This is a genomic window from Cupriavidus sp. 21MJTG02-4, assembly GCF_057798975.1.
The window spans coordinates 29,544-54,314 of record NZ_JBYOJP010000016.1 but is presented as its reverse complement, the minus strand read 5'-3'; the positions used below and the strand labels follow the sequence as shown (position 1 = coordinate 54,314).

Annotated in this window: 22 protein-coding genes and 1 pseudogene; 12 read left to right on the top strand and 11 right to left on the bottom strand. The window is 67.6% G+C overall.

Going from position 1 to position 24,771, the window contains the following annotated elements; genetic code table 11:
• The first annotated feature begins 120 nt into the window (after positions 1–120).
• Genes AC3FKH_RS26475 through AC3FKH_RS26465 form a run of 3 tightly spaced genes read left to right on the top strand, consistent with a single transcriptional unit; the run spans position 121 to position 2,073 of the window.
• On the top strand, positions 121–915 hold the full coding sequence (locus AC3FKH_RS26475; protein ID WP_488678695.1) for a TatD family hydrolase: 795 nt from the start codon (positions 121–123) through the stop codon (positions 913–915).
• On the top strand, positions 908–1,654 hold the full coding sequence (locus tag AC3FKH_RS26470; RefSeq protein ID WP_488678693.1) for an ankyrin repeat domain-containing protein: 747 nt from the start codon (positions 908–910) through the stop codon (positions 1,652–1,654). Before AC3FKH_RS26475 ends, AC3FKH_RS26470 begins: the two co-directional genes overlap by 8 nt.
• A 29-nt stretch (positions 1,655–1,683) precedes the next feature.
• The gene (locus AC3FKH_RS26465; protein WP_488678692.1) at positions 1,684–2,073 is read left to right on the top strand and encodes a YkvA family protein; all 390 of its coding nucleotides are present in this window, start codon (positions 1,684–1,686) and stop codon (positions 2,071–2,073) included.
• 13 nt (positions 2,074–2,086) lie between these two features.
• Here AC3FKH_RS26465 and egtB read toward each other — a convergent pair whose 3' ends face one another.
• Positions 2,087–3,376 carry an ergothioneine biosynthesis protein EgtB gene (gene egtB, locus AC3FKH_RS26460; protein ID WP_488678691.1) on the bottom strand — a complete coding sequence of 430 codons (1,290 nt, stop codon included), beginning with the start codon at positions 3,374–3,376 and terminating at the stop codon, positions 2,087–2,089.
• A gap of 157 nt (positions 3,377–3,533) precedes the next feature.
• Positions 3,534–4,154 carry an FMN-dependent NADH-azoreductase gene (locus tag AC3FKH_RS26455; protein WP_488678690.1) on the bottom strand — a complete coding sequence of 207 codons (621 nt, stop codon included), beginning with the start codon at positions 4,152–4,154 and terminating at the stop codon, positions 3,534–3,536.
• 152 nt (positions 4,155–4,306) lie between these two features.
• Between AC3FKH_RS26455 and AC3FKH_RS26450 the strand changes: the two genes are divergently transcribed.
• The 5 genes from AC3FKH_RS26450 (at position 4,307) to AC3FKH_RS26430 (ending at position 10,177) form a co-directional block, all read left to right on the top strand.
• Positions 4,307–5,254, top strand: a complete 948-nt coding sequence (locus AC3FKH_RS26450) for a LysR family transcriptional regulator (protein ID WP_488678689.1) — start codon at positions 4,307–4,309, stop codon at positions 5,252–5,254.
• 168 nt (positions 5,255–5,422) lie between these two features.
• A complete protein-coding gene (locus tag AC3FKH_RS26445) occupies positions 5,423–5,833 on the top strand; it encodes a DoxX family protein (protein WP_488678687.1) in 411 nt (136 codons plus the stop codon).
• A gap of 28 nt (positions 5,834–5,861) precedes the next feature.
• Positions 5,862–6,434 carry a DUF4136 domain-containing protein gene (locus tag AC3FKH_RS26440; RefSeq protein WP_488678685.1) on the top strand — a complete coding sequence of 191 codons (573 nt, stop codon included), beginning with the start codon at positions 5,862–5,864 and terminating at the stop codon, positions 6,432–6,434.
• A gap of 129 nt (positions 6,435–6,563) precedes the next feature.
• On the top strand, positions 6,564–9,827 hold the full coding sequence (locus AC3FKH_RS26435) for a DNA translocase FtsK (RefSeq protein ID WP_488678788.1): 3,264 nt from the start codon (positions 6,564–6,566) through the stop codon (positions 9,825–9,827).
• A gap of 14 nt (positions 9,828–9,841) precedes the next feature.
• The gene (locus tag AC3FKH_RS26430; protein ID WP_488678684.1) at positions 9,842–10,177 is read left to right on the top strand and encodes a cupin domain-containing protein; all 336 of its coding nucleotides are present in this window, start codon (positions 9,842–9,844) and stop codon (positions 10,175–10,177) included.
• Positions 10,178–10,181: 4 nt separating this feature from the next.
• On the opposite strand, the pseudogene AC3FKH_RS26425 reads toward AC3FKH_RS26430, so the two are convergent.
• The 4 genes and pseudogenes from AC3FKH_RS26425 to AC3FKH_RS26410 form a co-directional block, all read right to left on the bottom strand.
• A pseudogene (locus AC3FKH_RS26425) lies at positions 10,182–10,760 on the bottom strand (peroxidase-related enzyme); the annotation flags it as partial.
• Between the two features lie 8 nt (positions 10,761–10,768).
• Positions 10,769–11,299, bottom strand: a complete 531-nt coding sequence (locus tag AC3FKH_RS26420) for a CMD domain protein (protein ID WP_488678683.1) — start codon at positions 11,297–11,299, stop codon at positions 10,769–10,771.
• A 24-nt stretch (positions 11,300–11,323) separates the two neighbouring features.
• A complete protein-coding gene (locus AC3FKH_RS26415; RefSeq protein WP_488678682.1) occupies positions 11,324–12,784 on the bottom strand; it encodes an NAD(P)-binding domain-containing protein in 1,461 nt (486 codons plus the stop codon).
• On the bottom strand, positions 12,777–13,775 hold the full coding sequence (locus tag AC3FKH_RS26410; RefSeq protein ID WP_488678681.1) for a LysR family transcriptional regulator: 999 nt from the start codon (positions 13,773–13,775) through the stop codon (positions 12,777–12,779). The genes AC3FKH_RS26415 and AC3FKH_RS26410 overlap by 8 nt, the downstream gene beginning before the upstream one ends.
• Before the next feature lie 111 nt (positions 13,776–13,886).
• Between AC3FKH_RS26410 and AC3FKH_RS26405 the strand changes: the two genes are divergently transcribed.
• The 4 genes from AC3FKH_RS26405 (at position 13,887) to AC3FKH_RS26390 (ending at position 18,960) form a co-directional block, all read left to right on the top strand.
• Positions 13,887–15,461 carry an ABC transporter permease/substrate-binding protein gene (locus AC3FKH_RS26405; protein WP_488678680.1) on the top strand — a complete coding sequence of 525 codons (1,575 nt, stop codon included), beginning with the start codon at positions 13,887–13,889 and terminating at the stop codon, positions 15,459–15,461.
• A gap of 114 nt (positions 15,462–15,575) precedes the next feature.
• Positions 15,576–15,761 carry a DUF2970 domain-containing protein gene (locus AC3FKH_RS26400; RefSeq protein WP_483732074.1) on the top strand — a complete coding sequence of 62 codons (186 nt, stop codon included), beginning with the start codon at positions 15,576–15,578 and terminating at the stop codon, positions 15,759–15,761.
• A 55-nt stretch (positions 15,762–15,816) separates the two neighbouring features.
• Positions 15,817–17,103, top strand: coding sequence for a cytochrome c (locus tag AC3FKH_RS26395; protein WP_488678678.1), 1,287 nt, complete (start codon positions 15,817–15,819; stop codon positions 17,101–17,103).
• An 18-nt stretch (positions 17,104–17,121) separates the two neighbouring features.
• Positions 17,122–18,960 (top strand): flavin monoamine oxidase family protein, encoded by a 1,839-nt coding sequence (locus AC3FKH_RS26390; protein WP_488678677.1) that lies wholly within the window; start codon positions 17,122–17,124, stop codon positions 18,958–18,960.
• Positions 18,961–18,962: 2 nt separating this feature from the next.
• On the opposite strand, the gene AC3FKH_RS26385 is transcribed toward AC3FKH_RS26390, so the two are convergent.
• From AC3FKH_RS26385 to AC3FKH_RS26365, 5 genes are all read right to left on the bottom strand, one after another.
• On the bottom strand, positions 18,963–19,943 hold the full coding sequence (locus tag AC3FKH_RS26385) for a glutathione S-transferase family protein (RefSeq protein ID WP_488678675.1): 981 nt from the start codon (positions 19,941–19,943) through the stop codon (positions 18,963–18,965).
• 169 nt (positions 19,944–20,112) lie between these two features.
• Positions 20,113–21,108 (bottom strand): 1-acylglycerol-3-phosphate O-acyltransferase, YihG family, encoded by a 996-nt coding sequence (yihG, locus tag AC3FKH_RS26380; protein ID WP_488678674.1) that lies wholly within the window; start codon positions 21,106–21,108, stop codon positions 20,113–20,115.
• A gap of 99 nt (positions 21,109–21,207) precedes the next feature.
• Positions 21,208–21,519: a hypothetical protein gene (locus AC3FKH_RS26375; protein WP_488678673.1), complete on the bottom strand. Its 312-nt coding sequence runs from the start codon at positions 21,517–21,519 to the stop codon at positions 21,208–21,210.
• 272 nt (positions 21,520–21,791) lie between these two features.
• On the bottom strand, positions 21,792–22,733 hold the full coding sequence (locus AC3FKH_RS26370; RefSeq protein WP_488678672.1) for a hydroxymethylglutaryl-CoA lyase: 942 nt from the start codon (positions 22,731–22,733) through the stop codon (positions 21,792–21,794).
• 1 nt (position 22,734) lies between these two features.
• A complete protein-coding gene (locus AC3FKH_RS26365; protein ID WP_488678671.1) occupies positions 22,735–24,759 on the bottom strand; it encodes an acetyl/propionyl/methylcrotonyl-CoA carboxylase subunit alpha in 2,025 nt (674 codons plus the stop codon).
• Positions 24,760–24,771 lie beyond the last annotated feature (12 nt).

The following is a 24,771-nucleotide window of genomic DNA, read 5'->3' as shown; positions in this document are numbered from 1 at the left end:
CTTTCCGCAGCACCGTATTCGCGTTGCCCGTGGCGACGGCCGAGTCGGCGCGGTTGTCCGTAGCGTCCCGCCAGGCCAACCGGTTTCCGGTTCCTGGGTCGCAGTACCGAGGTTTCCCCCATGTTTGTAGATTCACACTGCCATATCGATTTTCCCGACCTGGCCGTCCGTCTGCCCGAGTTGCTCGACAATATGCGCGCCAACCAGGTGTCGCACGCGCTCTGCATTTCGGTGACGCTGGAAGACTTTCCGCGCGTGCTGGCGCTGGCCGAGCAGCATCCAAACCTGTACGCCTCGGTCGGCGTGCATCCGGACTACGAAGAGGGCGAGGAGCCCACGCTGGAGCGTCTGTTGGAACTCTCCGCGCATCCGCGCGTGGTGGGCACCGGCGAAACCGGCCTCGACTACTACCGCCTGAACGGCCGCAGCATCGCCGATATGGAATGGCAGCGCGAGCGCTTTCGCACGCATATCCGCGCGGCACGGCAGACGGGAAAGCCGCTGATCATCCATACCCGTTCCTCGGCGGACGACACGCTGCGCGTGATGCGCGAAGAAAACGCCCGCGAGGCCGGTGGCGTGATGCACTGCTTCACGGAAACCTGGGACGTCGCGAAACAGGCGCTCGACGAAGGCTTTCATATTTCGTTTTCGGGAATCGTCACCTTCAAGAGTGCGGCGGACCTGCAGGAAACCGCCCGCAAGGTGCCGCTGGACCGCATGCTGATCGAGACCGATTCACCGTACCTGGCGCCAGTGCCTTACCGCGGCAAGACCAACGAGCCGGCCTGGGTGCGCCATGTGGGCGAGTTCATTGCCAATCTGCGCGGCATCCCGGTGGAACAGCTCGCTGCGCAAACAACCGACAATTTCTTCAAGCTTTTCAAGCACATCAACAGGGAAGCTCATGTTTGACATGAAATCTATCCGCGCGCTATCCGGCGCCATGCTGCTCGGATGCGCGGCGCTGGCCTGGGCCGCGCCGGCCGACGACATGCACAAGGCCGTGGAGTTCGACGACGCGCGCACCGTGCAGAAGCTGCTGGGCCGCGGCATCGATCCCAATATCGTCGACAGCCGCGGCGAGCCGGCGCTGGTCGTGGCACTGCGGGAAAAGTCCCTGAAAGCCGCGGCGGCGTTGATCAAGGCCAAGGACATCGACTTCGACAAGGCCAACCCCGCCGGCGAAACCCCATTGATGATCGCCTCGCTGCAGGGCGAACTCGACATGGTCAAGCTGATGGTTGACGACATGGAGGCGGAGGTCAATAAGACCGGCTGGACGCCGCTGCACTATGCGTCCACCACCGGCCACAACGATGTCGTCAAGTACCTGGTCGACCACGCCGCCTACATCGACGCCGAAAGCCCGAACGGCACGACGCCACTGATGATGGCCGCACGCGGCGGCCACATCGAGACCGTGAAGCTGCTGCTGGACGAAGGCGCGGACATGCGGCTCAAGAACCAGCAGGGCATGACGGTGATCGATTTTGCCGAGCGCTATAACCAGGCCGAGATCGCCAAGGGCCTCAAGTCGCGCTGGCAGAAGCTGTACCCGCAGGTGCCTATCGTCGCCGCGCCGCCGCTGAAGGCGCCCGTGGCGCAGCCGGGTGGCCAGCCAATGAAGGCAGCGCCCGCCAGCGGCAAATAATGTCGAAACCTGGTACGCGGGCGGAGGCGATGCCCCTGAGCCAGCGCCTGCGGCAGTGGGCGCGCAGCCTCAAATCCAGTCTCGTGATGCTGTGGTTCTGCAGCCGCCATCCGGATACGCCGCTGGCCGCGCGTCTGCTGGCGGTGCTGGTGGTGGCCTATGCGTTCAGCCCGATCGACCTGATTCCCGATTTCATCCCGGTGCTCGGTTATGTCGATGATGTCCTGCTGGTGCCGGCTGGGATCTGGCTGGCCTTCCGGCTGGTGCCAACTGCCGTGAAGGAGGATTGCCGTGCGCAGGCCGACACCTGGCAGGCGTCGAAGCAAGCGCGCCCACGCAACCTGTGGGCGGCAGGGGCCATCATGCTGGTTTGGGCCTTGCTGGCGTGGCTAGGCTGGCGCTGGTGGTCGAACCGCTGAACGCCGCCCCGGTTCAGGCGTCGTCCGCCAGGCGCACACCGGTGAACTGCCAGCGCTGGTGCGGATAGAAGAAGTTGCGATAGCTGGCCCGGATATGCGATTCGGGCGTCACGCACGAGCCGCCGCGCAGCACCATCTGGCTGCTCATGAACTTGCCGTTGTATTCGCCCACCGCCCCGGCGCTCGGCTGGAATCCCGGGTAGGGCAGGAAGGCGCTGCCGGTCCATTCCCACACATCGCCAAACATCTGGCGCAGCACGCCCGAGGTGTTCTGCCGGTCCGGCAGCGGCCGCAGCACGCGGCCCTCGATGAAATTCCCCGTCGCCGGCAGGTTGCGGGCCGCATGTTCCCATTCCGCTTCGGTCGGCAGCCGGCGTTCGGCCCAGCGGGCAAAGGCATCGGCTTCGTAGAGGCTGATATGCGTGACCGGGCTTTCCGGGTCGACCGGATGCATGCCGCGCAGCGTCATCTGCCACCAGGTCCCATCACGTTCCTCCCAGTACAGCGGCGCCTGGATACCTTGTTCGCACACCCAGCGCCAGCCGTCCGACAGCCATAACCCCGCAGTCTGGTAGCCGCCGTCGTCGATGAATTCGAACCACTGGCGGTTGCTGACCGGGTGCGAGCACAACGCATAGGGTTGCAGGAATACCTTGTGGCGCGGCAGTTCGCAGTCAAACGCAAAATCCTCACCGCGACTGCCGATCTCCACCACGCCACCGTCAAAACGGACCCAGTCCGGGGCCGGGCGCGGGTCTGCGATCACCGGCTCCAGCAGTTCCGGCGCGAACGCGGGCCGCAGTGGATTCTGCGCAAACAGGTGCAGGATATCGGTCAGCAACAATTCCTGGTGCTGTTGCTCATGGTGCAGCCCGAGCGTGATCAGGGCGGCTTCGGCATCGGTCTGGGCGGCGCCGAGCAAACTCAGCATCGATTCGTCCACCGCTTCGCGGTAGGCCAGGATCTCGTCCAGCGACGGCCGTGTGAGCAGGCCGCGGCGCGGACGCGGATAGCGCGCGCCGACGGACTCGTAGTAGGAGTTGAACAGGAAGCGGTAGTCCGGATCGACCGGCTCGTAGTCCGGCATGCGGGCAGCCAGCACGAATTCCTCGAAAAACCACGTGGTGTGCGCCAGATGCCATTTGGCCGGGCTGGCTTCCTCCATCGACTGCACCGTGGCGTCGGCATCCGACAGGTCGGCGACCATGGCTTCGGTCGCGGACCGGATGTGCCGGTACTGCGCCAGCAAGGCGGGTTCGTGCGGCGGGTGGATGGCGGCGGCTGGCAGCAGGGCTGAAGTCATGCGGGCTCCCGGGATCGGTCGATGACTGAGGCGAAGGACGCGTCTGGCCGTTGCAGGCCGGCCAGTGACGTCGCCAAATGGCACGCGGGGCGCCGTAGCGCCCCGCATCCATCATAGACTCGATCCGCCGTCGCGGCGAGCCGGTGCCGCCACGCGGTCAGGCCGCCAGGCGGGCGCCGTCGTTCAGCGCGGCGATCTCCGTGCGGGCGCTGCTCAGGCCGGCTTCGCGAGCGTCCGGACCCATGGCCAGGCCGTGGGCGCGCACGTACGTGATGTCGGTGATGCCCAGGAAGCGGAACACCACATCCACGGTCTTCTCGTGCAGGTCCAGTTCATTGGCGTCCTGGCGCACGCCGCCGCGCGACGACACGACGATCACGCGCTTGCCGCCGGCCAGGCCGACCGGGCCGGTCTCGGTGTACTTGAAGGTACGGCCGGCCTGGGCGATGCGGTCGATCCAGGCCTTGAGCTGGCTCGGGATGCCGAAGTTGTACTGCGGCACGCCCACCACCAGCACGTCGGCGGCCAGGAATTCGGCCAGCCAGGTTTCGGTGCGCTGCAGTTCGGCTTCCTGCACGGCGTTCAGGCCGTCCTTCGGGCCGCCCAGCACGGGCAGCAGGTTGCCGGACAGGTGCGCCGGGGCGTCCTGGTCCAGGTCACGCACCGTTACCGTGGCGCCCGGGTTGGCGGCGACCAGGTCGGCCACGGCGCTGGCGGTCAGGTTGCGGGAAACGGAATTGCCACCAAGAACGCTCGAATCGATCTGCAGGATGTTCATGACTTTCTCCACTAAGGTGCGGTTGCGATGGAAGAAAGATAGCGGCTGGCCATTGGTATCGGTAGTGAGGCAAAATGCAAATAATTGTTCTATTCGTGCAACGACCGGCGCGCCCTTGATGTGCGTAACGTTGCGCAGGCGGAGGTGCCTACATGCAGGACTTGAACGATTTGTCGCTGTTTGCCCAGGTGGTCGAGCATGGCAGCTTTTCGGCGGCCAGCCGTGCCACGGGGATTCCCAAGTCGCGCCTGAGCCGGCGCATCGCGCAGCTCGAACGAGATCTTGGCGTGCAGCTGTTGCGCCGGACGACGCGACAAGTGCGCGTGACGCCGCTCGGCGAGTCCTTCTTCGAGCGCTGCCGCGCCATGCTGAACGAGGCGCAGGCCGCGCGTGAAGTGATCGAGCAGGCGCGCGACCAGCCGGGCGGCACGCTGCGCGTAAGTTGTCCGGTGGCGATTGCGCAGATCCTGCTGGCACCGGCGATCGGCCATTACATGCGGGCCAACCCGGCCGTGCGCATCGAACTGGAGGCCACGAACCGTCGCGTGGATGTGATCGGCGAAGGCTATGACCTGGCGCTGCGCGTGCGCGAGATCCTGGAAGATTCCAGCCTCGCCGTGCGCACCTTCGGCGAAAGCCAGCTCATGCTGGTGGCCAGTCCTGGCCTGCTCGACAGCATCGGCCGGCCGCGCACGCCACAGGCACTCGATGGCATGCCGGGCGTCGGCCAGAAGCCGCACGACGGCAAGCATGTCTGGATTCTTGGCTGCAAGAGCGGCGAGACCATCCAGATTTCCTATGATCCGCGCCTGGTGACCGACGAGTTTGCATTGCTGCGCGAGGCAGCGATTGCCGGCATCGGCGTGGCCATGCTGCCGCGCATGTACTGCCGCGATGCGATCGACCGTGGCGAACTGGAGCTGCTGCTGCCGCAGTGGGAAATGCCCGTGGGCACGCTGCACGCGGTGTTCCCGTCGCGCAAGGGCGTGACGCCCGCGGTGCGGCGCTTCCTGGATTTCCTCAGCGAGATCCTGCCCGAGAACGCGCGCAAGGTCGGCATGCATGAGCCCCGGCAGCCGGCGATGCACCGCGTGGTCTGACGGCGCGGCCGCGATCGCTTGCCGCGTTCTTGCGCCTTTACCTTCACGCCGCGGCGCACTAAGGTACATGGGCGAGCCCCTTGCGTGCGGGCGAAGCCGCTTGGCCGTCCAACGGCCGGCCTGCTTCCCGGGTGCTCCGACTGTTCTCAACCGGCAAGGAGGATGGCCATGAGCGGCTCTCAGGGTTCGCAGGACTTGGGCAAGGCAGTGTTGCGCATTGTGTTGGGCGCGCTGATCCTGATGCACGGCATTGCCAAGCTGAAGGGGGGCGTGGGCTTCGTCGAGCAGACCGCCACGCAGGCCGGGTTGCCAGCCTGGGTCTCCTACGGCGTCTATTTCGGTGAAGTCATTGCGCCCGTGCTGCTGATCATCGGTCTTTGGACGCGTGTGGCGGCGCTGATCATCGTCGTGAATATGCTCTTCGCGATCGGGCTGGTGCACATCAAGCAGATCGGCATGCTCAATGAAACCGGTGGCTGGCAGCTGGAACTGCAGGGCATGTACCTGGCGGCCGGGCTGACGCTGATGCTGATCGGCGGGGGCAGGCTGGGTGTGGGTGGTGCCGGCCGATGGAACTAGCGATGGCGCGCGTTGCTGGAGACGTATCGTGAAGGCTCCGAGAAGCAGGACGGCAACCGCCGTTGCCCTGGCGTCGGTGCTGCTGACGGCCTGCGCCAGCGCGCCGGACATCAAGACCGACTACAACCGCAGCGTGAATTTCGACGCGTACCGCAGCTTTGGCTTCGTGAAGAACCCGGGCACGGACAGGCAGGGTTATGAAAGCCTGACGACGCAGTACCTCAAGGGCGCCGTGCAGCGCGAGATGACGTCGCGCGGCTACCAGTACAACGCGCAGTCGCCTGACCTGCTGGTCAACTTCAATGCGCGCATGCAGGAGAAGGTGCAGGTCACCCCGGCGCCGCCGCCGATGATGGGCTACTACGGCTATCGCGGCGGACTCTATGCGCCGTGGCCTGGCTACGGCTTCTCGAACGACGTTTACACCTATACCGAGGGCACCCTGAACATCGACCTGGTCGACCGCAAGGCGATGAAGCTGGTCTGGGAGGGCGTCGCCGTGGGCAGCGTCGACACGAGGAACCAGTCCGATATCCAGCAGCGCATCGAGAAGGTGGTGAGCCAGATCTTCGCCCGGTACCCGTTCCACGCCGGCCAGTAGGGCAGGGCGCTCTGTTGCCGTCGCGCCGCGCTTACGAAAACTTGCGCTTTATTGCGCGGCCCGACGGCGTGGCCGGGCTGCTTAAACGCTACAATCGCTGCCCGTAGTTTTGAACGTGGCATGGCGATCATGGGTTTTGGCTGGTTCGGATTTTCGACTCTCTGGCTGGTGCCGCTGGTGTGGCGGCTCTTCGGTGGACTGCTTGCGGGTGAACGGCGCCTGGCCGGCCCCGGTTCGCTGCGGGTCTGGCTCGGTACGCTGATCGTGCTCAGCGCGAGCGCTACGCTCGAGGCGCTGACCGGCGGCGAAGGCGGGAGCGCGGGCGGCTCTGCAGGGCGCGCGCTTGGCGCCATGGTCGGGAATCTGTTTGGCTGGACGCCCGCCTTGCTGCTGATGCTGGGCGTCCTCGCGCTGGCCGCGCCGATGGTATTCGGCGAAACGTGGCGCAGCCTGTTCCTGCTGCGCAAGCCGCGCAGCGCGCCGCGTGCCGAAGACGCGCCCGCGGAATTCGTGCCGACCCAGCCGATGCGGGAGCCGGAGCGCCGGGAATCCACGCCCCATAGCGGCGCCACGTCCGGCAACTGGAACGCGCCATCGGGGCGCCACCGCAGTTTCGATGCCATTTCGGCCCGCCGCCAGCCTGCCTGGCAGCCGCCGCCGCGCACGCGCGAGTCGCCGCCGCAGCCAGGCGAGCTTTGGCTGCATCAGGCCGAATCGCCCGGTGCGGTGAAGCCGCCCGCGCGCCCGGCCACGCCGCTCGTTGCCGAACCGATGACGCCCCGCGCCACGCAGGCTCCGCAGCCGCGCCGCCCGATCAGCCTGCAAGCCGCTGCCGCGGCGGCTGCCACCTCGACACCTGCTGCAGCATCCCGTGGGGTCACGCCCGCGCGTGCCAATGTCGTTAGCAGCGCGCTGCGCCAGCCGCAGCCCATCGTGCGTGCCGCCATCACGACCTTGCCCGAGGCCCCGGCAGCCGCTGCAGCGGTGCGAGCTACGGCAACGGTTGTCCCGCCAAAGCAAGCCATGGCGCCCGTTGCGATGGCATCGGCCGTGGCGCCCGTGGCAACCGTGCCCACTGCAACACCTGCCGAGGCTGTCGCCGCGGTCGCTGAAACGGCAACCGATGTCGCGGTTGCCGTTGCCGAGCCGGCTCTGGCGGAAATGACGGCGTCAACGGACGCGTCGAGCAGCCAGGCCGGTGACGCCAGCGCGGACGCTGTCGTGGACGGGTTTGACGGCGACGAGGCAACGCTGGAAGCCATTCGGGAGGAAGCCCTGCAATTGCTGGCCGAGTTGCAGATGCTGTCGCGCAAGGCCGTCAGCCCCGTGCTCGCCGGTGTCGGACAGGGACCTGCCACGCCGGCGGTGGAAGCGCCTTCGCCGGAATTGACGAATGCCGGGGAACCTTCTCCTCGCACCGATCTCGCCGTTGAAGCCGAAGCCGAAGCCGAAGCCGAAGCCGAAGCCGAAGCCGAAGCCGAAGCCGAAGCCGAAGCCGAAGCCGAAGCCGAAGCCGAAGCCGAAGCCGAAGCCGAAGCCGAAGCCGAAGCCGAAGTTGTCGTCGAGGCTGAGGCTGAGGTTGTAGGCGTGGAGTCGGTCCCGGAAGCCGCGCCGGCATTCGTGATGGAAGACGGCCCGCTTCCCGAGACCACGGTGGAAGACGCGTCCGAAGCGGAAACGTTCGTCGATGCCAATGCCCTGCTGGGCGCCTCCGAGCCTGAATCGGCGGCGCTGCCCGAACCGGAACCCGAACCAGCGCCCGCGGTGCCTGCGGCGAAGCCGCGCATCGTGTTGCCTGCGGTGGTAGGCAAGACCGTCGCGCTGAACGCCCAGGCGGCGCCCCAGGTCCAGCCGGCCCAACCAGTCCAGCCCGTGCCTGCCGCACCGGCTCCCGCGCCGCGCGTCGTGGTCGACTACCGCCTGCCACCGGCCGAATTGCTGGAGGGGGCTGTCGTCCCGACCGAGCAGGTATCCGAGGAACGTTTGCGCGAGACCCGGGAACTGATCGAGCAGCGCCTGTCGGAATTCAAGGTGCCGGTCGCCGTGGTCGGCGCCAGCGCCGGTCCGGTGATCACGCGCTTCGAAGTCGAGCCCGCCATGGGCGTGCGCGGTGCACAGGTGGTCGGGCTGATGAAGGACCTGGCGCGCGCGCTCGGCGTGACCTCGATCCGCGTGGTCGAGACCATCCCCGGCAAGACCTGCATGGGCCTGGAGCTGCCCAATGCGCGCCGGCAGATGATCCGCTTGTCCGAGATCGTGCGCGCATCGTCGTTCCAGTCGCACAGTTCGCGCCTGGTGCTGGCGATGGGCAAGGACATCACCGGCCATCCGGTCGTCACCGACCTGGCGCGCGCGCCGCACCTGCTGGTAGCCGGCACCACGGGCTCGGGCAAGTCGGTCGCGGTCAACGCCATGATCCTGTCGATGCTGTACAAGGCCACGCCCGAGGACGTGCGCCTGATCATGATCGACCCCAAGATGCTCGAACTGTCGGTCTATGAGGGCATTCCGCACCTGCTCGCGCCGGTCGTCACCGACATGAAGCAGGCCGCGCACGCGCTTAACTGGTGCGTGGGCGAGATGGAAAAGCGCTACCGGCTGATGTCGGCGCTGGGCGTGCGCAACCTGGCCGGCTACAACCAGAAGATCCGCGCGGCCGAGGCGGCGGAGCAGAAGGTGCCCAACCCGTTCTCGCTGACGCCCGACGCGCCGGAACCGCTGTCCACGCTGCCGCTGATCGTGGTGGTGATCGACGAACTGGCCGACCTGATGATGGTGGCCGGCAAGAAGATCGAGGAACTGATCGCGCGCCTCGCGCAGAAGGCGCGTGCCGCCGGCATCCACCTGATCCTGGCCACGCAGCGGCCGTCGGTCGATGTGATCACCGGCCTGATCAAGGCCAACATCCCGACGCGCGTTGCCTTCCAGGTGTCGTCCAAGATCGATTCTCGCACCATCCTTGACCAGATGGGCGCCGAAAGCCTGCTGGGGCAGGGCGACATGCTGTTCCTGCCGCCGGGTACTGGCTATCCGCAGCGCGTGCACGGCGCGTTTGTCGCCGACGAGGAAGTGCACCGCGTGGTCGAGCACTGGAAGCAGTTCGGCGAGCCCGACTACGATGAGGGCATTCTCGCGGGCGATACCCCCGAGGGCGGTGCCAGCGACCTGTTTGGCGACGGCGGCGGAGATGGCGAGGCCGATCCGCTCTATGACGAAGCCGCGTCGTTCGTTCTCAACACGCGCCGCGCGTCGATCTCGGCGGTGCAGCGCCAGCTTCGTATCGGCTACAACCGTGCCGCACGGCTGATCGAGCAGATGGAGGCCGCGGGCCTGGTCTCGCCGATGGGCCGCAACGGCGCGCGAGACGTGCTCGCGCCCGGGCCGGGCGACTGAAACCGGGAGCTGTCATGACCCTCAGCCAGGGCAACTTGTTCGCCGACGTACCCGCGGGGGCGCCGGACGAAATCTTCCAGTCCCTGCTGGAGCGGACCGGACTGAAGATCGAGCGGATCATCTCCAATGGCCAGGCCAGTCCGCCGGGCTTCTGGTATGACAGCCCGCAGGATGAATGGGTGCTGCTGCTCAGCGGCAGCGCCGGGCTGGAGTGCGAGGGCGACGCCGCCCCGCGCGTCTTGCGGCCAGGCGACTGGCTGCATATTCCGGCGCATTGCCGGCACCGCGTGGCGTGGACGGATGCCGCCATGCCGACGGTATGGCTGGCGATCCATTGCGAGCCGGCGTAGCACCTCACTCACCCACCGGAAACACCGGCTCCCCCAGATTCAACATCAACCGATTCGCCCAAGCAAAGATTGCCACGGAGTGAATCAGGTCGAGAATCTCGGCATCGCTGATCCCGGCCTCGCGCAACGCCGCCAAGCTCTGCGCCGATACGCCCGCGGGCTCTTCAGTCAGCGCGATCGAGAACTTCGCAATCGCCTTCTCCCGCTCGGTCGTACCCGCCGAGCGCGGATCCTCGAAGACTTCCTTGATCACGTCATTGCGCTTGGCCAACTGCTCGAAACGCTGCGCGTGTACCGACGCGCAATAGACGCAGCCATTGAGCCGCGACACGACGGTGGTCGCCAGCTCGCGCTCGGCCCGCGGCATGCCGCCGGGTGCGTACATGATCGCGTTGAACGCCGTGGAGCGCTGGCGCAGGATCTCGGGCTGGTGCACGAGGAAGCGGTAATAGTCCTGCACCCGGGCCTTGGGATGGCTCTCGTCGAGCACGGCCATCTGCTCCGGCGTGGCCTGGTCCAGTTCGACGACATCGAGCCAGGCTTTCCAGTCCAGCACTTCATTGGTAAAGCCGTGGGCCTTGATAATCTCGCTCATGCTTGTGCTCCTGCGTTGTCGTTCAGCGCCTTCAGTGCATCGAGGCCGGCAACGAGCCGCACCTGGTACGACAGGAAGGCAATCAACTGCGCCAGCGTGACCACGGCCGGCGTGCCCAGGCCCGCGGCAGGCAGCGCTTCGAGCGCGGCCTTGTCGCCCTCCACGGGCTTTTCGATCAGCGTGCGCGTGAACGCCAGGATGGCGCGCAGGCGCGGGTCGGCCGCGTCGGTGGGGCTGCCCTGTTCGGCAACCGATATGGCCGCCGTATCGACGCCAGCCACCGCCAGGCGCGCGCGGTAATGGTCGGCCAGTCGCGGCGATGGCGTCAGGCGCGCGGCGTAGAGCGCGACCAGCAGGCGTTCGGCCAGCGTCAGGCCGGGCAGCGCAGGATCGAACAGGGCGTCATAGCTGCCCTGGGTGGCGGCCACGACCTTGTCGCGCTTGTGGCGCAGCGCATGCGTGGCGCTGCCGGGCTGCAGGCCGGTGATGGCGTCGATCAGGTCCGGCGGCGTGGGGGCTTGGCTCATGGTGTTTGTCACGGTTCGGGGGATTCAGGTGTTCAGTGCGGGCGGCGGCGCCGGCACCCATTCGTCGCCGAAGACTTCAGGCTCGGCATAGGCCTGCAGCGCGGCGTAGTGCAGTTCAACGTCTTCCTGGTACAGCAGGCCGGCAATGCCCTGGCCCAGCCGCCTGGCACCGTCGCTGATGGCGGGGATGTCGCCGGACACCGTGCCGTGCGACAGCGCGGCCGGATAGCAGAACGCATGGATGCGCGACAACCCCGGGCACGCGCCAGGCGTCTTCTCCTGGAATTCGAAGGCGGGGCCAAGGTCGGGCGAGTCGGACAGTTCGCCATCCTCCTGTCCCGGCCGTGGCACGAAACGATCGCGCCAGAAGCGGGTCTGGGGCGCGAACGCGGCGAACTCCGGACGCGTTTCCAGCGCAATGCGGAAGCCGGTCGAGAAGATCAGGAAATCCAGCTCGAACACGCCTTTGGGCGTGCGCACGCGCAGCACGTCGCCGTCCACGTCGATGGCGTCAAGCGCGCAATCCAGGTTGAAGCGCGCGTTGGCATGGCGCGATACGCGCAGCGTGCTGCCGCGCGGCGGCGGCACCTGCTGGCTGTTGATGTAATGGCGCAGGCGCCATTTCCATTCATCGGGCAGGCCATAGTGGCCATGCGTCAGGCCGGGATTGCCGGCGCCCTTGCTCTTGTTGACGCGGGGAATGTCCGCGCGGCGGATCAGCATGTCCACGCTGGCGGCGCCGGCTTCGAGCGCGGTGGCGGCGCTGTCCATGGCCGACGCCCCGGCGCCGACCACGCCCACGCGCTTGCCGCGCAGCGCGCCATAGTCCATCTCGTCGGATGAATGCGCCCACAGCTGGCGCGGCAGGTGCGCGGCGATCGGCGGCACGTAGGCGCCGCCGAGTCCGTCGCGGCCGGTGGCCAGCACCACGCGGCGCGCCAGCACGGTGCGCCCGCCTTCGAGCGTCGTCATCGTCAGCGCGACCAGGCCGTCCGCGCGCGGCAGCACCTGTTCAACGCGCTGCTCGTTGCGGATATCGAGATCGAGCACCTGGCGGTACCAGCGCAGGTAGTCCATCCATTGCAGCCGCGGAATCTTGTCGAGCGCTTCCCACGCTTCGTTGCCGTACTGGGCTTCGAACCATGCACGGAAAGTCAGCGCCGGCAGGCCGAGCGCGGGGCCGGTGAGCTGCTTGGGCGAGCGCAGCGTCTCCATGCGGGCGGTGGTGGCCCACGGCCCTTCCATGCCGGCCGGAGACTGGTCGAACGTGCGAGCCTGGATGCCCAGGTGCTTCAGCGTGGCGCTGACGGCCAGCCCGGCCATGCCGCCGCCGATCACGGCAACGTCGAGCACGGCTTGCCCGTCGTGGGTGCGCGGCATGGTCCAGGGCTTGGCGGGCAGTTCCAGCCAGGCCAGGTCCTGGCGCAGGCGGGCTTCGAGCGCGGCCAGGCCGGCCTGGCCGCGTGGAGGGTCGGATTCAGTCATGACTCAGTGATTCAGGGGTCTCGGTTGGGGCGCCGCCGTCGCCATACAGCGACTGGAGCAGGGCACCGTGCTCGGACGGATCGCGGCGGATGAAATCGGGCAGCAGGGTCGCGGACGCCTCGGCCAATGCATCGACCAACCCGAGCACGACCGCGCTCGCCGGGCGCGCCTGTGGCGTGATCACGCCGAAATAGAACGGGATGTCCGCATCGAGTGGGCGCACGGCGATGTCGGTCAGCGGCAGGCCCCGCGCGGTCACGGGTTCGAGCACGGCGATGCCCAGCCCGGCGCGCACCAGCGTCAGCGCGTTGATCGAGGTATTGGTGTCGATCACGCCCGCCGCGCCAATGCCGGCGCTGGCAAACGCGGCATCGGTGCGGCGCCGCAGCCGGTACGGGTTCTGCATGGTGATGATGCGGCGCTGGCGGCAGTCTGCCAGCCGCACCGTCTCGCCATCCGCGAGCGGATCGTCTGCGCGCATGGCCGCCACGCAAGCCGCCTGGCCGATCCAGTGGACGTTCACGCCGCGATGCTCCAGCGGCAGGCTGTTCAGGCCGATCTCGGCGGCGCCGGTCAGCACCGCGTGCACGACCTGTTCGGGCGACACGCTCTGTACTTCCACGCGCTCGGGCGAGCACAGCCCACGCCCGAAAGCCAGTGCCAGCGCCGCGGGCAGCAAGCCCGCCGACAGCGCCGGCGTGGCGGCAATCCGCAGCGGACGGCCATCGCCGCGCGCCAGGGCGGCGGCACGGCTGCGGATCTGCTGCAAGCCGGCCAGCGTCTGCTCGACCTCCTCATACAGCAGGAAACCCTGCTCGGTTGGGCTGACGCGCGGGCCGCTGCGTGTGAACAGCGCAAAGCCAAGTTCGCCTTCCAGTTCCTGGATGAGCCGGGTGATGGCCGGCTGCGAACGGCCGAGCAGGCGGCCGGCAGCGGTGACGCTGCCAGTCGTGACGACCGCTGCAAAGGCTTCCAGTTGCCGGATTTCCATGGGGGCGAAGGATCATGTATGCGAATAATGGATTCTTATCGATCCATCATGCGCATGGCAAATACTATTTCGCTATGACGTCATGCGCACGCGCACGCCTATCATGTAGAGATGCCGGATGCACATCGGTCCACCCATGCTCGCAGGAGCGCTGCCTTGTCATTTTTCCGCCGCAGTGGCGTTCCAGCAGGCGCGGCAGGCTGGCTTGCCGGCCTGCTGCTGGCGTTGTTGCTGGTGCTGGCAAGCGTGTGCCGGGCACATGGCAGCGACGTCCTGCGCGTTGGCTCCAAGCGCTTTACCGAGTCCTACATCCTTGGCGAAGTGCTGACCCAGGCGGCCGGCGAGGCGCGCCACCAGGCCGGGCTCGGCAATACGGCGATCGTGTTCGCGGCGCTGCGGGCCGGCAGCATCGACCTCTATCCGGACTACACGGGCACGCTCGCGAGCGAGATCCTGAAACTGCCGCCCAGCGCGACGCTGGCGCAGATCAACCAGGCCCTGGCGCCGATGGGACTGGGCGCGGGCATCGCGCTGGGCTTCGAGAACACCTATGCGCTGGCCGTGCCGGAGGCGCGTGCCGACGGCTTGCGCAAGCTGAGCGACCTGGCGCGGCAGCCGCGGTTGCGGCTGGGGCTGTCGCACGAATTCCTGGGCCGGGCCGACGGCTGGCCGGGACTGGCGCGCCGCTACGGGTTGCCGCAGCAGCCGGTCGGACTGGATCATGGCGTCGCCTATGAGGCGCTGGCGGCGGGGCAGGTCGACGCGATCGACATCTATTCCACCGACGCCAAGATCCGCAAGTACCGGCTGCGCGTGCTGGAGGACGATCTGCACTTCTTCCCGCGCTATGACGCCGTGGTGGTCTACCGGCTCGACGTGCCGCGCCGCTTCCCGGCCGCGTGGCAATCGCTGCAGTCCCTGGCGGGGCGCATCGGCGCCGCCGACATGGTGGCGATGAACGCGGCGGCCGAGATCGACGGGCAGTCGTTTGCCGCGATCGCGCGCGGCTTCCTGTCCGGCCATGCGGCGCAGCGGGCGGAGCGGGGTGGCCTGCTGCAGGCGCTGCTCGGCCCGGACACGCTGCGGCTGACGCGCCGCCACGTAGGCCTGGTGGCCGGTGCCGTGGTGGCTGCCACGCTTGCGGGCGTGCCGCTGGGCATCGTCGCGGCGCGGCGCCGGCGGCTGGGGCAGGGGGTGCTGGCCATGGTCAGCGTGCTCCAGACGATACCGTCGCTGGCGCTGCTGGCCATGCTGATCCCGCTCTTGGGGCGCATCGGTGTCTGGCCGGCGATGGTGGCGCTGTTCCTCTACGCGCTGCTGCCCATCGTGCGCAATACCTGCATCGGACTGCAGCAGATCCCTGCCGGCATGCGCGACGCGGCGCGCGCGCTGGGGCTGCGCGATAGGCAGGTGCTGCGCTACGTGGAACTGCCGCTGGCCCTGCCGGTTGTGCTGGCTGGCGTGAAGACCGCGGCCATCATCAGCGTGGGCACCGCGACCATTGCCGCGTTCGTCGGCGCCGGCGGCTATGGCGAGCGCATCGCCACCGGTCTCGCGCTCAACGACACGGTGCTGCTGCTCGCCGGGGCGATTCCGGCCGCCGTGCTGGCGCTGGTCGTGCAGGCCGGGTTTGAAGCGCTGGAATGGACGCTGGGCCGCCACGAGCGTAGCGAGCCGGCCATCTGATATGCAAGAATCTCCGATATCTGATGCTGTCATGTTGCGTGGCTGGCGCCGATAATCGGCGCCAGGACAGGCAGCGCGCCGCACTGGCTGCCAGGCGAAACAAGGAGGTAGCCAATGAACCCGTTGAGACTGGTCCGCACCGTACTATGGGGCTTCCTTGGCTTGCGCAAAGGCCAGGAGCACCAGCGTGACCTGGAGACGATGCGGCCGGTGCCGCTGATCCTGACCGGTGTGACGTTGGCGGCCGGGCTGGTGCTATGCCTGGTACTGGTGGCAAAGTTTGCGGTAACCAGCGCCTGAGGCTGGCGGCCACCGACAGGCTGAACCCCTATAACAACAAGATCTGGACGCACCCATGCTTTTCCCCGCACGGCGGTTGCTGACCGCCGCCACGCTGCTCGCCGGCTTGCTCGGTGGTGCCGCCTCCGCTGCCGCGGCGACGCCTGGCGCCACGGCCGATGTCGAACGCGGCCGCTACCTTGCGCGCATCGCGAACTGCGTGGCGTGCCATACGAGCGATTCCGCCAGGCCGTTTGCCGGCGGACTGCCGATCCGCACGGCGGCGGGCACCCTCTATTCGACCAATATCACGCCGGACGCGACCGGCATCGGCGGCTACTCGCTGGCGCAGTTCGACCGCGCGGTGCGCCAGGGCGTGGCGCGCGACGGCAGGCGGCTCTATCCGGCCATGCCTTACCCGTCCTATGCGCGCATGCGGCCCGAAGACGTAGCAGCCCTCTATGCCTATATGCGGGCCGGCGTCGCCCCCGTCAGCCAGCGCAACCGCGATGCCGAGATGCGCTGGCCGTACAGCATGCGCCCGTTGCTGGTGGTGTGGAATGCCTTGTATCTAAGCGGTTCGCCGGTCCGCACCGATGCCGCGAAGAGCGCGGAATGGAACCGTGGCGCCTATCTCGTGCAGGGCGTCGCCCACTGCGGCGCGTGCCATACGCCGCGCGGGTGGCTGTATGCCGAAAAGGGCCTGGACGAGCGCAGCAAGCGCTTCCTGTCAGGCGCCGGCGTCGAAGGCTGGTCCGCGACCAACCTCACCGGCGACCAGGTCACCGGGCTGGGTGCATGGTCGCGCGCGGAAATCGCGGAGTTCCTGCGCACCGGGCGCAATGCGCACGCGACCTCGTTCGGGCCAATGTCCACCGTGATCGCCACGTCGACCCAGTACATGGTCCCCGCCGATCTCGACGCCGTGGCCGCTTACCTGAAGTCGCTGCCTGGCGCGCGCGGCGAGACCGCACCGTTCCGGCATGATCCGTCGACGGCGCCGCGCCTGCTGCAGGGCCGTTTCGATAGTCCCGGCTCGCGCCAGTATTCGCAGTTCTGCATGCCTTGCCATGGCGCCGACGGCAAGGGCTTCGCCCGCGTGTTCCCGCCGCTGGCCGGCAACCCGACCGTCGCCGACCCGGACCCGGCCTCGCTGGTCAACCTGCTGCTGAACGGCGCCGTGACCGCGCGTGTCGACACCGCGCCGACCGACTATCACATGCCCGGCTATGGCTGGACCCTGGACAACCAGGAACTGGCCAACGTGCTCACCTTTATCCGCGGCAGCTGGGGCAACCGCGCCGCGCCGGTCAGCGAAGCGGCCGTTGCCGCGCGCCGGCGCGAGCTGGAAACCGCCCGCTGAACCCGCCACGACGAACCCATGACGATTTCGCGCAGAGATTTCCTGAACGGCACCGCGCTGGCCATTGCGGCTGGCATGGCCCCCGCGCAACTGCTGGCCGCGGCGCAGGGGCAGCCCGGCGCGGCCTATCCGCCGGCGCTGACGGGCTTGCGCGGCAATCATGCCGGGACGTTTACGCTGGCCCACAGCCTGGCGCGCGAGGGCGCGAAGTACCCCACCATCATGGCCCACGAAGCCTTCGATCTGGTGGTGGTGGGCGGCGGCCTGAGCGGCCTGACGGCGGCGTGGTTCTACCAGCGCCGCTTTGGCGCGGGCAAGCGCATCCTGATCCTCGACAATCACGACGACTTCGGCGGCCACGCCAAGCGCAATGAGTTCACGGTGCGCGGCAAGCGGCTGGTGACCTATGGCGGCAGCGCGGAAATGCCGCCCACGGCGGCAGCGGACGCCGCCATGCGCGAATTGCTGGGCGGGCTTGGCCTGGACGTGGCGCGCGCGCCGCTGGCCGAGCCGGCGGACCCCTACGCCGCGCTCGGCATGGGCCGCGCGGTGTTCTTCGATTCGGACCATTTCGGCCGAGACCAGTGGCTCGGCGGGGATCCGTTCGGCGAACTGGTCGACGCGCGCGGCGGGCGGCAGGGCGTTGCCGCGCCGGACGCTGCCGCGCTCAGGCGTTTCCTGGATGCCGCGCCGTTGCCGCCGCAGGACCGTGCGGCACTGGCGCGGCTTGCCGATGGCGGCACCGATTACCTGCCGGGCATGGCCGCCGGAGAACGGGCCACGTATCTTCGCAGCACCCGCTACGCGGCATTCCTGCGCGACAAGGCCGGCATCGGGCTGGCCGGGCAGCGCTTCCTGCGCAGCCGCAGCAACGATGCCTTCGCGCTCGATGCCGATGGCATCAGCGTGGCCGACGCCATCGGCATCGGCCTGCCAGCCGGTGCCGGCATGCCGGCACCGACGGTGGACCCGCGCCTGGGCAAATCGCCAGCCTCGCGGCTATGGTTCCCTGACGGCAACGCCTCGCTGGCGCGGCTGCTGGTGCAGAAGCTGATTCCCGGCGTGGCAAAGCTGGCGCGCCCCACGGATATCGTGAACGCGGCCTTTGACTACGCGCGACTGGATCGGGACGGCGCCCCGGTACGGCTGCGGCTGGAAGCTACCGCCATCGCCGTGGACCCCGATGGCCCGATCACGCGAGTCACCTATGGCTGGCGCGGCAATCTTCATCGCGTGGAAGCGCGCCACGTGGTGCTGGCGGGCTGGAACATGATGGTGCCGTACCTGATGCCGTCACTGCCGGCCGCGGAACGCGACACGCTGCGCGGCGAAGTGAAGGCGCCGCTGGTCTACACCAAGGTGGCGCTGGACCACTGGCGCGCGTTTGCCGCGCTCAAGACGCGGCGCATCCATGCGCCGGCCATGGCCTATACCGACCTCTGGCTGGAGCCGCCGGCCGGCACAAGCCCGGGCGATCCCGCGGTGCTGCACATGCTGTACGTGCCGACGGTGCCCGACAGCGGCATGAGTGCGCGCGAACGCTTCCGCGCGGGCCGTGCATTCCTGTTGGGCACGCCGTTCAGCGAACTCGAACGCAGCATCCGCATGCAGCTCGACAGAATGCTAGGGCCGGCGGGATTCGCGTCGAAGGATGTGATTCGCGCCATCACCGTCAACCGCTGGGCGCATGGCTACAGCTATCGGCCGGTCACCCTGGCGGGGGAAGACCCGGCGGCGTGGGCATCGCCGGCGGGTGTCGGCAACGTGAGTTTCGCGGGCAGCGACAGTGCGGGCAGCCCGTCGCTGACTGCTGCGGTCGCACAAGGGCGGCGCGCCGTGGACCGTCTGGCGGGCTGAAGTCAGCCCAGTCGTTCGCGCCCATGCGGCGCGGCAAGGTCCAGCACCGGCCCGGCCGGCACGACGCCGGCCGGATTCAGCGTGCGGTGGCTTTCGTAGTAGTGGCGCTTGATGTGGTCTAAGTTCACGGTGCCCGCGATGCCAGGGTGCTGGTAGAGGTCGCGCACAAAGCCCGACAGCGCCGGATAGTCCGCGATCCGGCGCAGATTGCACTTGAAGTGCCCGACATAGACCGGGTCGAAACGGACCAGCGTGGTGAACAGGCGAATATCGGCTTCCGTCAGGCGATTGCCGACCAGGTAGCGCTGCGTCGCCAGCCTGGCTTCGAGCCAGTCGAGCGTTTCGAACAGCGGCCAGACCGCTTCTTCGTAAGCCGCCTGCGAGGTCGCGAAGCCAGCTTTGTACACGCCGTTGTTGACGGTGTCGTAGATGCGCGCGTTGACCGTGTCGATCTCCGCGCGCAGCTCGGCGGGGTAGTAGTCGCCGGGCGTTGCGCCAATCCCGTCGAAGGCGCTGTTCATCATGCGCAGGATCTCGGAGGACTCGTTGCTGACGATCGTGGCGCGCTGCCGGTCCCATAGCACGGGTACCGTGACGCGGCCGCTGTACTGCGGATCGGCTGCTGTATAGACCTGGTGCAGTACGCGCGCATGGTTGACCGTGTCGGACACCACGCCGGGCCCGTCGGCGAAGGTCCAGCCTTCTTCGCGCATCAGCCAGTGCACCACCGAAATGCCGATCCTGTCTTCCAGCCCCTTGAGTCGCCGCATGATCAGCGTGCGGTGTGCCCACGGGCAGGCCAGGCTCACGTACAGGTGGTAGCGTCCGGCCTGCGCGGCGAAGCCGCCGGTTCCCGACGGCCCGGCGCTGCCATCGGCCGTGACCCAGTTGCGGAAGGCGGCGTCCTTGCGCACGAAACGTCCGCCGGTGGCGTCGGTGTCATACCACTTGTCCTGCCACTGGCCATTCACCAGAAGTCCCATGTGCTGCTCCCTGACGGTGCGCACGCCGTGCCTGCTGCCTGGCGCGCCTATGCCGACATGGTGAGCGATTCTGGCCAGCTTTCCCTACGATTTTCCCGAGCAAGTCGTTCGACTGCTTTGAACGAGATGACGGCAGGGTCGGGCGACGTGGCGTCGCGTTACGCGAACCTCAGCGGTCGTTCGCCTGGGTCAGCAGGCGATCGATCTCCGTGTCCTTGTCCTCCCATTGCTGCGCGAGCCAGCGATGGAATTCACTGCGAAAGGCGGAGTCGGTGCCGTAGTCGGCGTTGCAGAAGGCCGGTGGAATCGGCAGTTGATGCACGCGCACGATGACCGGTCCGGTGCGTCCGCAGGCGAATTGCCAGAAGCTCGGCGCGCCATGCGGATAGACGATGGTCGCATCGAGCATGGCGCGAAAACGGTTGCCCATGGCGTTGATGGTCACCGCGAGGCCGCCGGCCTTTGGCTTGAGCAGGTGCCGATACGGCGAAGCCTCCGCCACGCGCTTGGCTTCGGTGAAACGCGTGCCTTCGGTGAACACCATCACGCTGGTGGGCGACAGCGAGAATTTCTCGCACGCACGGCGCGCGGTGTCCTGGTCCTCGCGCCGGAGCTGGGGTTTGCGGCGCAACTGCGCGCGCGTGTGGCGCTTCATGAAAGGAAAGTCCAGCGCCCACCACGCCAGCCCGATGACCGGCACGTAGAGCAGTTGCTGCTTGAGGAAGAACTTCAGCAGCGGAACCCGGCCGTTGAGCGCGCGCTGCAGCACGAAAATGTCGACCCACGACTGATGGTTGCAGTTGACGAGATACCACTCGGATCGCTTCAGGCCGGCCAGGCCGTCAACGTCCCAGGGATGGCGCTGGATCGCGCCGAACCACGCGCCGTTGCAGGTGATCCATGCGCGGGCGATGGCATTGAGCATGAGATCGATGCGCCGCCTGGCGCCGGGCATCGGCAACGCCAGCTTTAGCAGCGCGAACGGGAACATCAGCAGGCACCAGAACAGCGTATTGAATGCCAGCACGAGCAGGCTCGCGGCGCCGACCGGCCAGCTATGCAGTGGCGGACGTGATATGCGTTGGCGGGAATTGTTGCCGTTCTTGGCGGCCTGGCCGGCAGGCATGGCGCTGCCGGCGCTGGCTGGGGAAGGGGTCGATTTCATGCGCGCAAGTTTGGCTGCGCAACGCCTGCAAGGGTTTGCGCGGGATCAAGTCCGATCCGATGCAGCCGAAATTGCGATGGTGGCCGCAAGGATCAGGCGTTATTTGGCAGGCGCCTTCTTGTGGCTATGTGACTTGCCCGATGATTTGGGCTGGGTGTCCTTGTCATCGGCCAGGGACGAGGCAGTCTCCTGCTTGGCGCCTTGCGTGTACGGATCGAACTTGTCGCCGGCACGCTGGGTGTCGGGAACATAGCCGTCCTTGTTGGTGGAGCGCTGGGTATCGGCAGCGGCGCCGCCCTGGTTGGGGCTACGCATGTTGTAATCGTAGCGGTCCGCCGGATTCGCGGGTCCGGCGGCGTGAGCGGCCATCGGGACCAGTGCGGCGAGAACCAGTGCTGCAACGGCTTTCATAAGTGCCTCCTTGCGATCGGGATCCCTGGGATCCGTCTGTCGCATCGTCGGCGGTGATGTCCGCGGGATGCGCCAGAATCCTAGCCTATGCGCCCCGGCCACAAAGTTCCAGGGCCGCCGTCGCAGCAAGCGGCGCCGGCATTGCATGGCGTGTGTCGCCATCAATGCAATGCCCCTCGCATCAAGTGCAGTGGCAAGCGCCGGCGCGGCGAGACGAAAGGCGAGGTGAGGAAAGGTACAACCGGGCGCGGCGGCCCGGCTTAGGGCGTTGCCTACCGGCAGCTGCGCTCAAGCAGCGCCTTGCCGACGCGCGAGCCATAAGGCCGTCCGATCGCCTCAGATATAAAGGCGCCGGCCTGTATGACTCCGTCGAGATCAATGCCGGTATGGATGCCCATGCCATGCAGCATGTAAAGCAGGTCTTCCGTCGCCACATTGCCCGAAGCCCCCTTCGCGTAAGGGCAACCGCCGAGGCCTCCAACCGAGGCGTGGAAGATGCGGATGCCTGCTTGCAGGCTGGCGAGGATATTGGGCAGCGCCTGGCCATAGGTATCGTGGAAATGCCCGGCCAGCCGCTCGCGCGGGAAGACGCTGGCAGCGGCCTCCATGACGGCCTGCGTGCGCAGCGGCGTGCCCACGCCGATGGTGTCGGCGATATCGATCTCGTCGCAGCCCAGGTCGCGCATGCGGGCGACGACTTCGGCAACCTTGTCGACCGCGATCTCGCCTTCATAAGGGCAGCCGAGCGCGCACGAAATGCTGGCGCGCAGGCGCAGGCCCGCCGCCTTGGCGGCAGCGGCCACCGGCGCGAAGCGCGCGATCGATTCGGCCACCGAGCAATTGATATTGCGCTGCGAAAACGCTTCGCTGGCGGCGCCGAAGATCACTGCCTCGCCGGCACCGGCGGCCAGCGCCGCTTCGAAGCCCTTCATATTTGGCGTCAGCGCCGAATAGACCGTGCCGGCACGGCGCGCGATGGCGCCCATGACCTCGGCGCCATCGGCCATCTGCGGCACCCACTTCGGCGAGACAAAGGACGCCGCCTCGATATTGGCGAAGCCGGCTTCGCTCAGGCGATTGACCAGTTCCACCTTGACCGCGGCCGGCACATGGCGCGCTTCGTTCTGCAGCCCGTCGCGCGGGCCCACCTCGACGATCTTGACGGCCTCGGGCAGTGCCAGCGACTGGGGAAAGACAGGGGCGTTCCGTTCCATGTCAGGCAGCCTCCTGTTCCAGCGTAACCAGTTGCGCGCCTTCCTGGACCTGGTCGCCGACGGCGTACAGCACTTCCTGCACGGTGCCGCCTGCTGGCGCGGTCAGCGTGTGCTCCATCTTCATGGCTTCCATGACGATCAGCGCATCGCCCTTGTTGATGGTGGTGCCGGCCTCGACCATCACCGCAATAATGCGGCCCGGCATCGGCGCGGCCAGCTTGCCGCCTTCGCTCTCGGCTTCGCCGGCATGCAGCAGCGGATCCACCACTACGAGCGAACACTGTGCTTCGCCGCTGAACACGTGCAGCGTGTCGCCTTCGATATGGACTTGTCCCTTGACAGTGCGCTCGCCAAGGTCGACGGTGTGCACGCCGTCGCGCAGCGATGCGCGCCATGGCAAGGTCTTCCCGCGCGCAGTCAGGCGCTGGCGGCCGGCTTCGCTGCGCACGGTGACATCGATGTCGCCGTCAGCGCTTTGCAGGCGGTAAGTCGTGTAGCCTGCGTCATTGAGCCGCCACGCGCCGGCATGCGTCCACGGCGAATGCTGGTCGGCCGCGTCGATGCGGCGCTCGCGTGTTTCGCGGTCGAGCAGCGCGGCGGTCGCCAGTGCGATGATCTCCATGCCGACCGGCGCGGGCGCCGGGAACAGGGTGGCCTCGTTGCGTTCGATCAGCCCCGTGTCGAGATCGGCCGTACGGAACGCCTCGGATTTCAATAGGCGCTGCAGGAATGCCACGTTGGTGGACAGGCCGACCACGTGATAGGCCGCCAGCGCCTGGCGCATGCGTGCGAGCGCTTCGTCGCGATCCTTCCCCCAGACGATCAGCTTGGCGATCATCGGGTCGTAGTACGGGCTGATGGTGTCGCCTTCGCGCACGCCGGAGTCGATGCGAACACCTGCGGGACCGTGGGCATCGCCGCCGCGCATGAACTGCACGGCGGGCGGCGTGCGCAGGAAGCGAAGCGTGCCGGTGGACGGCAGGAACTGCTTGTCGGGATTCTCGGCGTAGATCCGCGCTTCGAGCGCGTGGCCGTGGATGCGGAGTTCTTCTTGCCTCAGCGGCAGGCGCTCGCCGGCCGCTACGCGCAGTTGCCACTCGACGAGATCCTGCCCGGTGATCATCTCGGTGACCGGATGCTCGACCTGCAGGCGCGTGTTCATCTCCATGAAGTAGAACGAGCCGTCCTGGTTGGCGATGAACTCGACCGTGCCCGCGCCGACATAGCCGACGGCCTTGGCGGCTGCGACGGCGGCTTCGCCCATCGCGCGGCGACGTTCTTCCGTCATGCCCGGCGCGGGGGCTTCTTCCAGCACCTTCTGGTGACGGCGCTGCACCGAGCAGTCGCGCTCGAACAGGTAGACGCAGTCGCCGTGGGTATCGGCAAAGACCTGGATTTCGATGTGGCGCGGCCGCGTCAGATACTTTTCGACGAGTACCTTGTCGTCGCCGAAGCTGGCCGATGCCTCGCGCTTGACCGAGGCGAGCGCCGCTTCGAAGGCATCGCCCGATTCCACCACGCGCATGCCCTTGCCGCCACCGCCGGCGCTGGCCTTGAGCAGCACCGGGTAGCCGATGCGGTCGGCCTCGCTGCGCAGCAAGCCCGGATTCTGGTCTTCGCCGTGGTAGCCGGGCACCAGCGGCACCGAGGCCTTTTCCATCAACTGCTTGGCCGCGCTCTTGCTGCCCATCGCGTGGATGGCCGAAGCCGGCGGGCCGATAAAGACCAGCCCCGCCGCGGCGCACGCCTCGGCAAAGGCTTCATTCTCGGAGAGGAAGCCGTAGCCGGGGTGGATCGCCTGCGCCCCGGTTTCCTTCGCCATCTCGATGATATGGTCGGCGCGCAGGTAGCTGTCGCGCGCCGCGGCGCCGCCGATATGCACGGCTTCATCGCAGAAGGCGACGTGGCGCGCATCGGCGTCGGCGTCCGAGTAGACCGCGACGGTGCGGATGCCCAGCCGGCGGCAGGTGGCGGCGACGCGGCAGGCGATCTCGCCGCGGTTGGCGATCAGGATCTTGTTGAACATGGTTTCTCCTGG